The following is a 10360-nucleotide window of genomic DNA, read 5'->3' as shown; positions in this document are numbered from 1 at the left end:
CCAACGAGTCCTACGTCGACTGCCAGACCCACGCCGCCCGCGAAGTGGTGCGCGTGCTCCAGGGCGAGCCCCCCACCACCGAGATCAACGACCCGTGGCTGGTGGGAGAGGCGCAGGACCAGGGGTTTGGCGGGGTGTGATCAGCGCCGGGAGGATGGTGTTGAAGAAGCCCGATGAAGTACAGCGGAAAAGCCGGCGCAGATTGGGCATCCTCAAGGAAATGATGAGCGAAGAGGAATTGAACGCGCTCACCGAGGCAGTGGAGCGGCCCCTATCGCCAGCCGATCAGGCGGCCCTGGAAGGTGGGCTTACAGACGATCTCGGCATCGCCAAGCCGCAAGCTCTCAAGGACTAGCCTTGGCGCCACGGCGCGGGCGCCCGCCCTTGCGGCCGTTCTCCCTCGCCGCTGCTGCTTTGGCCAGCGAGCGGCTTCTACCGCCGGCCGCACCCATGTGTGACGCCATCCAGTTTCTGGAGCCGAAGACGCCCTGCAACAAGGTCGGTACGTAGAGATCGGCATCGAGTCGGGGCCAGTGCAGGCCCAAACCGGTGGGGCTGATCTCGATCTCAGCGAGTTCATCGGGCGACGCCCCGGCCAGTCCTTCTGCCAGTGCAGCGGGAAAAGTCAGTTCCACACCGGTGTTAAGCCGCACGATCACGCGTCTCCTGCGCCGGTCGAATCGGGCGGCGTGGACATGGCCGGCATCACGCTCAACTCGTGCCTGCGTTTGTGCTTTCTCGAATTCCGCTTCAGTAACGGCCATGGATTTTTCTCCATTCCTCGCACAGTGTTTGCAGGGCCTGAGTCAGACTCTCGTTGATGCGGTTCACCTCCCGATGTCCGAAACCGTAGCTGGCGCGCAACTCCGGCGGACCACTTGGGCAGTGCAGTATGAACACGGCTTCTTTCCCCGCCCTGACCACGTGAACGTGCGCGGGGCGGTGGTCGTTTGGATAAACGACCACACGCATGCCACCGAAGCGGAGGGCTGTCGGCATGGATCAAGATAGCACAACCTAAGCGTTTGGGAAATACGAGCTGGCTTCAGGCCGGAGACCAGCAGCCCACCTCGACGCGGTTCCCTGATCCGGGGTCAAGCGCGTAGAAGACGGCCATGTCATTCCGGTCGAGAATGGCCATTGCGAATGCGATCCCGGCCGCTTCAAGAACGGCGTGCCGTTCCTTCACTTCCGCGATGGTGTCCACGGTGAACCCGAAATGGAGCCACTCGGGAGGTTCTGGCCCTTGTTCGACGGGCCTGAGGGCAAGGAGAAACCCGTCCTCGTCCGCTTCGCGCACAAGGAACGTTTCGCCGTCCGCTTCCCAACCCTTTTTGAAGCCGAAGAATCGCTCGTAGAACGCGGTGGAAGCGTCCACGTCATGCGTCGATACCTGGAGATGATTGAGCTTCATGCCCGAGCCTGGCCGCTAGCTTCTCCGCGCCTCTCGAATCGCCCTCCACAACTTGGGCGCGGTGTAGGGCATGTCGATGTGGTCAATACCCAACGGCGCCAGCGCGTCCATGACGGCGTTGGCCACCGCCGGCGGGGCGCCGTTGGTGCCGGCTTCGCCGACACCCTTGACGCCCAGCGGGTTGAAGGGGTTGGGGGTTTCGGTCTCGCCGAGGATCAGGGGCGGCATGGTGCTGGCTCGCGGCACGGCGTAGTCCATGAGGGTGCCGGTGCGGGGCTGGCCGTCCTCGTCGAAGACCATGTGCTCGCACAGGGCTTCGCCGAGGCCCTGCGCCAGGCCGCCGTGGACCTGGGCCTCGACGATCATGGGGTTGAGGACCACGCCGATGTCGTCCACCAGCACGAGCTTCTCGATGGTCAACGTTCCGGTGTCGGCGTCGATGCGCACCAGCGCCACGTGGGCGCCGAAGCCCCAGGCCTCGCGGTTGGGGTCGAAGAAGGCGATCTCGTGGAGGCCGGGGTCCATTCCCGGCGGGGTGCCCTTGGCGTGGGCCGCGCCGGCCACCTGGCGCCAGGTCACGCTCCGTTCCGGCACGCCGGCCACGGCGAACCCGCCCTCGACCTGGACGACGTCGTCGGGCGAGGCTTCCATGAGGTTGCCGGCGATGGCCTTGGCCTTGGCGACCAGGCGTTCGGCGGCGGTGGCAAGGGCGCCGCCGCCCATCACCGCGCTGCGGCTGCCGAAGGTGCCGGTGCCCTGCTGAATGGCGATGGTGTCGCCGTGGCGCACCACCACGCTTTCCATGGGCACCTTGAGCAGATCCGCCGCTACCTGGGCCCATACGGTCTCGTGCCCCTGTCCGTGGGAGCTGGAGCCGGTCAGCACCGTGACCGCGCCGGTGCGGTCCACTCGCACGGCGCCGCTCTCGAACCCGGCGCCGCCGCTGGGCTCCACGAAGGTGGAGACGCCGACTCCCACCAGTTCGCCCCGTTCCCGCGCCTCGTCGCGCACGCGGATGAGCCGGTCGTAGTCGGACAGCCTCAGCGCCTCGTCGAGCGACTTCTCGTAGTCTCCCGAGTCGTACACCACGTTCACGCCGGTGCGGTAGGGGAATTGATCCGGCTGGATGTAGTTTTTGCGGCGAAGCTCCAGGGGGTCCATGCCCAGGTCGCGCGCGGCCTTGTCCGCCAGCCGCTCGATGTTGAGCACCGACTCGGGCCGCCCGGCGCCCCGGTACGGCCCCGTCGGCACGGTGTTGGTGAAGGCGGAGACGATCTCCACCCGCACGTCCTGGATCTGGTAGCAGCCGGGCGCCATGACCAGCATGCGCTGGGGCGGTCCGGCGGTGGCGGAGTGCAGGTAGGCGCCCAGGTTCGCCACCACCCGGATCTTGAGGCCCAGCATCCTGCCGTCCTTGCTCAGGGCTAGCTCTGAGGTCATGGCCTGGTCGCGTCCCTGGCAGGTGGTGAGGAAGTCCTCGCTGCGAGTGGCCATCCACTTGACGGGCCGGTTCAATTTCTGGGCCAGGTGGCACACCAGAACGTCCTCCCGGTAGACGCAACCCTTGCTGCCGAAGCCACCGCCCACGTCCGGCGCGATGACGTGGATGCGGTTCTCGGGAAAACCCAACGAGTTGGCCAGGTCGGCCCGGGACCGGTGCGGTCCTTGTGTCGACATCCATACCGTAAGCTCGTCTCGGATGGGGTCCGGGTTCGCCAGCACCCCCCGAGCCTCCATGGACATGGCGACGAGTCGCGGGCTCTTCATGTGGAGGCGGCAGACGTGGTCGGCCTCGGCGAACGCCTTGTCGACGTCGCCGTTCTCCTTCTTCATGGTGTAGCAGTGGTTGGTGCCTAGCTCCTCGTGGGCCAGCGGCGAGCCGTCCTCCAGCGCGGCCTCGGCGTCGGTGACCACGGGCAGGGGATCGTAAGTCACCCCGATGGCGGCGGCGGCGTCCTCCGCCAGGGCGCGGCTCTCGGCCACCACCGCCGCGATCGGCGCGCCCACCGCGTGCACCGCGTCCCGCGCCAGCACCGGGTGCTCCGGCATGTTCATGTCCGGCGTCAGCATGGGCGCCCGCAGCGCCAGGTCGCCGGTGTCGTCGCCGGTCATCACGCAAACCACCCCGGGCATGGCCGCGGCCTCGCTCGTGTCGATGGACACGATGCGGGCGTGAGGGTGGGTGCTCCGGTGAATCGCCACGTGCAGGATGCCCGGCAGCTTCACGTCGTCCACGTAGCATCCCTGGCCGGTGAGCAGGGGCGGGTCCTCGACCCGGCGGATGGAAGCGCCGATGAGGCTGTTGGGGCTGCTTTGCTCTGTGCTCATGAATGATCCTCTATAGACTGGTGGGTGGCCGCCGTTTCGATCTGTCAACGGGCGGTGCTTCGGCATCGCTACACCTGTCGGGCTTCCAGAGTCTCCCAAGCCGAGTTGCTCTTGTCGAGGGCGAGGTAACGCTCCTCGAACTTCCGGATCCAGGCTGCCCTGGACACGCCTTGCCATGAATCGATCAGCCCCCCTAGATTGATGCGCCATACGGGGAGCCGTGTCTCGTGGGGCACCGAGTTGCGATACCCCTCGACCGTCTCACGGCAGTGCTTATCCTTTGGATGGTGCACCACGGCGACACTGCCGTGCGCGTACTTCTTGCGGTCGAGTAAAGCCCAGGCAAGCAGATGGTTGCGCGTGAGTTGATTATACTTCGCTGCCTTTAGCTTAGCGCAGTTGGCGTCGTCGCCCCACGGGCTCTTTGGCGTCATCCACTTCGAGTAGTTCTTGTCGCAGAGGTTGTATTCCTTCTGCGAGAACGGCTCCGTCAGCTTGGTCTCGACCGCGATGAAGCCGTTTTCGCCTGCTTCGGTCCGATACTCGATGAAGGCATCGAACGCCGTCCGGTCTTTGAGGAATTTCTCCCTTTGCGCCGGAGCCCACTCGAAACGCACGTCGGTTACTGTGACCGCTATCTGATCGCTGCCCCAAAGGGTGGCGAGTTTACGGCCCCACGACGCACGGACCAGCTTGGAGGCCAACTCGTGGTCGCACGCGAGTTCGCCAAAAAGGTTGAAGCACATCGGTTGGCTTGACAGCATGTTCCGACAAAGGCGGGAAGGGTCGCCCACGCTTGTGTTGCCACGCTCTTCTACCCGTTTTTTCACCACATCATGGATCTTCGGGGTCAGGAAATTCTTCCCATCCTTCGCCGCCCTCTCAGCAAGCAGGTTTCCGTATGGGCGTCGTTTCCCGTCTTTCAGGGTCTCCCCATAGTCGACCCCGAGCACGGAGGCTCGGTACCAACTTTGATGGAAACGCATGCGGCGCTTGAACTTCGGCCTGTCGGATCTGGCCTGCGGCCCTATCCCGCCTGCCAAGTCGTCCTTGGTCACCTTCATGTCTCCCCCACATTCCGTTTGAAAGGACCGAGACCAGTCTGGCTGTATCTTGCGGCGCTCAACTCCGCGCCGCCGCGGCTTCGATGGCGCGGCGCGCGTAAACCACTGCCATGTGGCGTTTGTATTCCTCATTGGCAAAGGAGTCCGCATGCGGATCGATCCCTTGCGCGGCCCGTTCGGCTGCCCCCGCGATCACCTCCCGCGTAAGCGCTTGTCCTTCCAGGGCGGCTTCGGTCGCCGTGGCCCGGTGCGGCGTTCCGCCCACACCTCCCAGCACCACCCGAGCGCCGGTGCAGGCGCTGGCGCCGTCGATGGTCAGCGTTGCGGCCGCGCTCACCACCACGTACCCCGAGGCCGGGTGCGGCAGCTTGGCGTAGGCCGTTCGCGCGGATGCGGACGGCAGCGGGATCCGGATGGCCGTGAGGATCTCGTTGGGCTCCAGCGCGGTGGTGAAGAAGTCCACGAAGAAGTCGTCCGCCGCCACCATGCGGTCGCCCTCGGACGAGGTTAGCGTGAACGCCGCGTCCAGCGCCGTGAGGGTCACCGGCAGGTCCGCGCCGGGATCGGCATGGGCGACGCTGCCGCCCATGGTGCCGCGGTTGCGCACCTGCAAGTCGCCGATGACCGAGGCGGTGTCCGCCAGACCCGGCAGAAGGCTGCGGACGGTCTCCGACGTGGATACGTCGGTGTGTGTCGTGAGCGCGCCGATGACCAGCACGTCCCCGTCCTGCCGGATGCCGCTCAGCCCGGGAATCCGGCTCAGGTCGATGAGCACCTCGGGCTGGGTCAGACGGAGCTTCATGGCCGGCAGCAGACTGTGTCCTCCGGCCAGGAGCTTGGCGTCCTCACCGTGTTGCCGTAAAAGGCCGAAGGCCTCCTCCAGGGAGTCCGGCGCGTCGTATCCGAAGCTGGCTGGATGCATGCTGTTACCTCAGTTGCTGGGCCGCCGTGCGGATGGCCTTGACGATGTTCACGTAACCCGTGCAGCGGCACAAGTTGCCTTCCAGGGCGTGTTTGATGGCGTCGTCGTCCGCGTCCGGCTGGGTCTCCAGCAGGTGCGCGGCGGTCATCACCATACCCGGCGTGCAATAGCCGCACTGAAGGCCATGCTCTTCCTGGAAGGCGGCCTGGATGGGGTGCAAGGTGGATCCGTCGGCCAGCCCCTCGATGGTCGTGACCTCGGCGCCGTCTGCCTGCACCGTCAGCACCGTGCAGGACTTCACCGCGGCGCCGTTGAGATGCACTGTGCACGCGCCGCACTGGCTCGTGTCGCAGCCCACGTGGGTGCCGGTAAGCCCCAGGTGCTCGCGCAGGAAATGCACCAGCAGCAGCCGCGGTTCCACCTTGGCCGCACGCGCCGTGCCGTTTACGGTAACGTTGATGGGTCTTGCGGGGTGTTCCATAGGGTCTCCTTGGCTAGGATCGTGCCATCGACGCGACTTAGTCGGAGGCCAAGACTGGCTCGTATGAATCTGTGACTGCACTCAAATTTCAGACGGTGCTTTCGAATTCTGGTCGATGGGATAGCCAGCACCCCCTCCACTATCTTCCGTGTACTTCGTCGCTTTCTTCAACCATTCCGGATTTATTTCGATCTGAAGGAGAGATACGAAGTAGCGGCGCCAGCCAAGCAATCGTTCTTTTCTTTCGGTGTCGGGTGGTCCGACCTGCTCACCTAGCGCGTCTATGGCTAGATACGCCGCAACCAACGGGTCGAGGATCTTGGGACGAAATCCTTGGTAGGCCGGCAGTTTGTCCTGTCCCCAACGTTGCCGATCCTCGTTTTCGAAGAACATTCGGCCGCGATCGATTAGAGCAGATAGACGTCGCAGAAGCCCGATCCTTTTCTCTTCATACGAGGTATCTTCGCCAACCGCGGGACCCAACAAGCAGAAATGATCGGCTTCCGCAAGAGCATCAATGCACTCGTTTCCCCAATCATGCACTTTCAAAGCACGCTGGGTTCGCATCTGGGTGGAGTGGTGTTTCCACGTCAAAACCACCAACGTAAGTGCAATTAGGGCTTGTGTTCCGGCAACAGCCATCTGAGCCCATGGAAGTCCGTTTATCGCGTCAGAGGTCTCCATCGTTCCTCGCGGGTTTTCGCCAGTGCGTAGATCCAACGTACTAGGTCAAGGCCGGTCGGTAGTAGGCGCGGCCTGGAGCGTTGTGGCTTCCACGCGTTGCTCAACGTGTGCGCTCGGCTGACCGGAGCGTTTGCGCGGCCGGCGGCGTTTGCCGGCCGGACGCGCGGACTTGGCTTCGACGGTTTCCGGGCCGGCCGCGCGGCTCCGGCGCCGCTTGTCCGGCTGTCCTCCCGCCGGCCGCGGGATGGACTGGCCGAGGATCTTTTCGATGGCCACGACGGATTTGCTGTCGGCGGCTGTGGCGAAGCTCGTGGCCCGGCCGACGGCGGTCATGCGCGCGGTGCGGCCGATGCGGTGGACGTAGTCTTCCGGCGTGTAGGGGAGGTCGTAGTTGATGACGTGGCCGATGTTGTCGATGTCGAGGCCGCGGGCGGCGATGTCGGTGGCCACGAGGATGCGGTGGCGTCCTCGGCGGAACCCTTCCAGGGCGGCGCGGCGCCGCTCCAGCGACAGGTTGCCGTGGATCTCGGCGGCGCGATGGCCACTGTGCCGCAGGGTGTCGGCGATGAGGTCGGCGCGGCTCTTGGTGCGGGTGAACACCAGCACGGATTCGTCGTTGTCCTTGAGGAGCGACAGCAGCAGCGACGTCTTGGCCGCCGGCGTGGTGTTGTGAAGCGTGTGGGTGACGCCGTCCGCGGGTGTGGCGGGCTTGGCGACCACGGCCTTGAACGGGTCCCGCAGCGACATGCGCACCAGCTCCCGCAGGTCCGTGGGCAGGGTGGCGGAATAGAGGAAGCTCTGGCGTTCGGGCGGCAGCGCGTCGATGACCTGGTTCAGTTGATCGGCGAAGCCCATGTCGAGCATGCGGTCGGCCTCGTCCAGCACCACCACTTCCACATCTCTCAGGTCGAGGTGTCCGTCCCACATGAGATCCAGCAGCCGGCCCGGCGTGGCCACGATGATCTCGGGGTGCTGCTTGAGGCCGCGTAGCTGGGCCTGCATGTCGGCGCCGCCCACCACCGTGGTGGCGTAGACCCGCAGCGAACGTCCGAGATCGTCGATGGTCTCCTGGATCTGGAACGCCAGCTCACGGGTCGGCGCCAGGATCAAGCCGCGTGGCGGGCCCTCGGGCGAGCCCGCGAGCCGCTCCACCATGGGGATCACGAACGCCGCGGTCTTGCCCGTGCCGGTCTGCGCGCAGCCGAGGACATCGCGGCCTTCGAGTGCCGGGGGAAGGGCCTTTGCCTGTATGGGAGTGGGGGAAACGAAACCGATCCTGGCGAGATCCTTGAGCAGTGGATCGGAAAGACCGAATGTGTCGAACGATGCGGAGTCTGAGTTTGACATAAAATGATTTCTTTGCGTGGAAGTGGGTCTCGGGAGAATGGCTGACGGTCGATGTGACACCTTTCAGCCGGGGGTTCGAGTTTTTGAAAACTTGGCGGTCACCGTCCCGTTACGGGACCGCCAAGTTCGATTGGTTGGTCAGTGGGAACGTACTTCTGTTACCAGCGGCTTGGTCTGCCTCCGCCCGACCGTCTGTTGCCGCCGCCCCCCGAGTTGCCGAAACCGGACCTTCGCTCCTGCGGACGTGCCTCGTTCACGGTCAGCGTCCGGCCCTGGAGATCCGTTCCGTTGAGAGCGTCGATGGCCTTCTGGCACTCTTCGCTGGAGCTCATCTCCACGAAACCGAAGCCGCGCGACTGGCCGGTGAATTTGTCCGCGATGACCGTGGCGGACTCCACCGTCCCGTGCTCGGTGAAAATTTCCTCGAGCTGGCCATCCGTTACCGAATAGGGCAAACCGCCCACGTACAATTTCTGACTCATGTTTCTCTCCAATGGTTGAGACAAAAGAAAACCAGTCTGTTCGACCCTGGGATCGCCGCCTTGGGCAAGAACATGCGTCTTTCACGCACGTGGTGAGTTTTTGCTTTGGACTAGAGCTTCGACGGGAAGACTAGGCTGGAACACAGCTTTAACAAGGAGGGACTTTAGCCGCATCCGGCGTATGTGTCAAACGACCGCAGAGGCCTCGGTCGCAACTGCTCGCCACGCCGCTACCGGCGTCGATACCGGTAGTGAACCGAAGATGAGGGATTGGCAGACGACTGGATGGCCGACGCAGGATTAGAGGTCCTCTATACGAGGTTGCGGACCGGGGACGATATCCGCGATGTCGGGATCGATATCATCGCCGCGTTCCGGACGGTCTTGCCGGGCTTCCTTGCGTTCGGCGCGCCGCCTGGCCTTTTCCTCTTTCTTCTCCTGCTTCGCGCGTTCCCGTTGCCGCTTGGCAAAAGTGGTTCGTGGTTGGGCCATTTCCACAGTTTAGCGTTTCTCGCCGCGAACGCCAAACGGATGACGGTTTGAGCCCACACGAACCGACCGGTTCGGGTGGCGCTACATCGTCAGTCCGTCGATGAACTGAGCGCCGGGCACCTTGCGGAGGTCTTTCGGGGCGATCTTGAGCTTGGACGAGCGGCTCCCCGAGCCGAGGATGACGTACTCTTGCGACAACAGGTTCGGGTCCGCATACACCGGCAGGCCCGCCGGCAACGCGAACGCGGTGACGCCGCCGATCATCATCCTGGTGAGATCCATGGTTTCCTCGGCGGACGCGAAGGACGCCCGCGACACCCCCATGAGCCGCTTGACGGTCTTGTTCACGTCGAGCCGCGCGGTAGCTTGCACGATGCAAGCGCAGTACTTCTTCTCGCCGCGCTTGGACGCCACGATGATGGTGTTGCCGCTGGTCTCCATCGGGAAGCCGTACTTTTCGCAGAATGCCGCGGTATCGGCGAACTCCGGGTCGATCTGCACGAGTTCGTAGCTGACGCCGAGTTCTTCGAGGGCGGCGATGACCTTTGCCCCGATGTCAGTGGTGGCTTGTTCGGTCGTTGTCATGCGGTGTGCCTCTTGCGATCCCCTCCCCACCCCTGGATTCCCGCCCCCGATCGGGGTCGAGGGCAAGCTTCCGCGGGAATGACGTTCTCTAGTCTTGTCTCAAACTCCCGCCTTCCATCAGCCGGTACACCCGCTCGGGGCTCATGGGCAGGTCGCGCACCACCACGCCCACGGCGTTGCGCAGGGCCGCGGCGATGGCGGGCGCCACCGGGGCGAGGCCGCCCTCCGCCATGCCCTTGCTGCCGAAGGGGCCGGGGCCGTCGCCGTTCTCGATGAGGACGGAATCGAACACCGCCGGCAGGTCCTTGAAGCGCGGCAGCGCGTAGTCGATGGCGCTGGGGTTGAGCAGCAGCGCGCCGTCGAACACTTGCTCCTCGGTGAGGGAGTTGCCCATGCCGAACATGACAGAGCCCTGCTCCTGGCCCTCGCACCGGAGCGGGTGCATGGCCTGGCCGATGTCGGCCGAGGAGACGTAGCTCAGGCAGCGCACCCTGCCGGTTTCCGAGTCCACCGCCATCACCGCGATGCCGGCGTTGATCTCCCAGGTGCGGATGTCGATGC

The 10360-nt window shown here is 64.7% G+C and carries 14 protein-coding genes; 1 reads left to right on the top strand and 13 read right to left on the bottom strand.

Annotation, left to right across the window (positions count from 1 at the left end; genetic code table 11):
* Positions 1–160: 160 nt before the first annotated feature.
* Positions 161–355: a hypothetical protein gene (locus OXU42_11400; protein MDE0029992.1), complete on the top strand. Its 195-nt coding sequence runs from the start codon at positions 161–163 to the stop codon at positions 353–355.
* Here OXU42_11400 and OXU42_11395 read toward each other — a convergent pair.
* The 13 genes from OXU42_11395 to OXU42_11335 form a co-directional block, all read right to left on the bottom strand.
* Positions 345–764: a DUF2442 domain-containing protein gene (locus OXU42_11395; GenBank protein MDE0029991.1), complete on the bottom strand. Its 420-nt coding sequence runs from the start codon at positions 762–764 to the stop codon at positions 345–347. The genes OXU42_11400 and OXU42_11395 overlap by 11 nt on opposite strands.
* Positions 751–999 (bottom strand): DUF4160 domain-containing protein, encoded by a 249-nt coding sequence (locus tag OXU42_11390; GenBank protein ID MDE0029990.1) that lies wholly within the window; start codon positions 997–999, stop codon positions 751–753. The genes OXU42_11395 and OXU42_11390 overlap by 14 nt, the downstream gene beginning before the upstream one ends.
* Positions 1000–1045: 46 nt before the next feature.
* The gene (locus OXU42_11385) at positions 1046–1414 is read right to left on the bottom strand and encodes a VOC family protein (GenBank protein ID MDE0029989.1); all 369 of its coding nucleotides are present in this window, start codon (positions 1412–1414) and stop codon (positions 1046–1048) included.
* 15 nt (positions 1415–1429) lie between these two features.
* The gene (locus OXU42_11380; GenBank protein MDE0029988.1) at positions 1430–3742 is read right to left on the bottom strand and encodes a xanthine dehydrogenase family protein molybdopterin-binding subunit; all 2313 of its coding nucleotides are present in this window, start codon (positions 3740–3742) and stop codon (positions 1430–1432) included.
* A 68-nt stretch (positions 3743–3810) separates the two neighbouring features.
* Entirely contained in the window at positions 3811–4800 is a 990-nt protein-coding gene (locus tag OXU42_11375) for a hypothetical protein (GenBank protein ID MDE0029987.1), read from the bottom strand.
* Between the two features lie 64 nt (positions 4801–4864).
* Positions 4865–5728: a xanthine dehydrogenase family protein subunit M gene (locus OXU42_11370; protein ID MDE0029986.1), complete on the bottom strand. Its 864-nt coding sequence runs from the start codon at positions 5726–5728 to the stop codon at positions 4865–4867.
* Between the two features lie 4 nt (positions 5729–5732).
* The gene (locus tag OXU42_11365) at positions 5733–6209 is read right to left on the bottom strand and encodes a (2Fe-2S)-binding protein (GenBank protein MDE0029985.1); all 477 of its coding nucleotides are present in this window, start codon (positions 6207–6209) and stop codon (positions 5733–5735) included.
* An 81-nt stretch (positions 6210–6290) separates the two neighbouring features.
* Positions 6291–6893 carry a hypothetical protein gene (locus tag OXU42_11360; protein MDE0029984.1) on the bottom strand — a complete coding sequence of 201 codons (603 nt, stop codon included), beginning with the start codon at positions 6891–6893 and terminating at the stop codon, positions 6291–6293.
* Between the two features lie 45 nt (positions 6894–6938).
* The gene (locus OXU42_11355; GenBank protein ID MDE0029983.1) at positions 6939–8240 is read right to left on the bottom strand and encodes a DEAD/DEAH box helicase; all 1302 of its coding nucleotides are present in this window, start codon (positions 8238–8240) and stop codon (positions 6939–6941) included.
* A 158-nt stretch (positions 8241–8398) separates the two neighbouring features.
* Positions 8399–8722, bottom strand: coding sequence for an RNA-binding protein (locus OXU42_11350; GenBank protein ID MDE0029982.1), 324 nt, complete (start codon positions 8720–8722; stop codon positions 8399–8401).
* A gap of 300 nt (positions 8723–9022) precedes the next feature.
* The gene (locus OXU42_11345; GenBank protein ID MDE0029981.1) at positions 9023–9214 is read right to left on the bottom strand and encodes a hypothetical protein; all 192 of its coding nucleotides are present in this window, start codon (positions 9212–9214) and stop codon (positions 9023–9025) included.
* Positions 9215–9295: 81 nt separating this feature from the next.
* Positions 9296–9799 carry a hypothetical protein gene (locus tag OXU42_11340; GenBank protein ID MDE0029980.1) on the bottom strand — a complete coding sequence of 168 codons (504 nt, stop codon included), beginning with the start codon at positions 9797–9799 and terminating at the stop codon, positions 9296–9298.
* Positions 9800–9887: 88 nt separating this feature from the next.
* Positions 9888–10360: molybdopterin-dependent oxidoreductase (locus OXU42_11335; GenBank protein MDE0029979.1), on the bottom strand; the 473-nt coding region annotated here is incomplete at its 5' end.

This window comes from Deltaproteobacteria bacterium (assembly GCA_028818775.1).
In the GTDB taxonomy this organism is placed as follows: domain Bacteria; phylum Desulfobacterota; class Binatia; order UBA9968; family JAJDTQ01; genus JAJDTQ01.
Note: the sequence above shows the minus strand (reverse complement) of the source record. Positions and strands in the feature narration are given on the sequence as shown.

What these genes read in the sequence shown, in the direction of transcription:
- OXU42_11395 (MDE0029991.1), bottom strand. Translation starts at nt 764, where the DNA reads ATGGCCGTTACTGAAGCGGAATTCGAGAAAGCACAAACGCAGGCACGA.
- OXU42_11390 (MDE0029990.1), bottom strand. Translation starts at nt 999, where the DNA reads ATGCCGACAGCCCTCCGCTTCGGTGGCATGCGTGTGGTCGTTTATCCA.
- OXU42_11385 (MDE0029989.1), bottom strand. Translation starts at nt 1,414, where the DNA reads ATGAAGCTCAATCATCTCCAGGTATCGACGCATGACGTGGACGCTTCC.
- OXU42_11380 (MDE0029988.1), bottom strand. Translation starts at nt 3,742, where the DNA reads ATGAGCACAGAGCAAAGCAGCCCCAACAGCCTCATCGGCGCTTCCATC.
- OXU42_11370 (MDE0029986.1), bottom strand. Translation starts at nt 5,728, where the DNA reads ATGCATCCAGCCAGCTTCGGATACGACGCGCCGGACTCCCTGGAGGAG.
- OXU42_11365 (MDE0029985.1), bottom strand. Translation starts at nt 6,209, where the DNA reads ATGGAACACCCCGCAAGACCCATCAACGTTACCGTAAACGGCACGGCG.
- OXU42_11360 (MDE0029984.1), bottom strand. Translation starts at nt 6,893, where the DNA reads ATGGAGACCTCTGACGCGATAAACGGACTTCCATGGGCTCAGATGGCT.
- OXU42_11355 (MDE0029983.1), bottom strand. Translation starts at nt 8,240, where the DNA reads ATGTCAAACTCAGACTCCGCATCGTTCGACACATTCGGTCTTTCCGAT.
- OXU42_11350 (MDE0029982.1), bottom strand. Translation starts at nt 8,722, where the DNA reads ATGAGTCAGAAATTGTACGTGGGCGGTTTGCCCTATTCGGTAACGGAT.
- OXU42_11345 (MDE0029981.1), bottom strand. Translation starts at nt 9,214, where the DNA reads ATGGCCCAACCACGAACCACTTTTGCCAAGCGGCAACGGGAACGCGCG.
- OXU42_11340 (MDE0029980.1), bottom strand. Translation starts at nt 9,799, where the DNA reads ATGACAACGACCGAACAAGCCACCACTGACATCGGGGCAAAGGTCATC.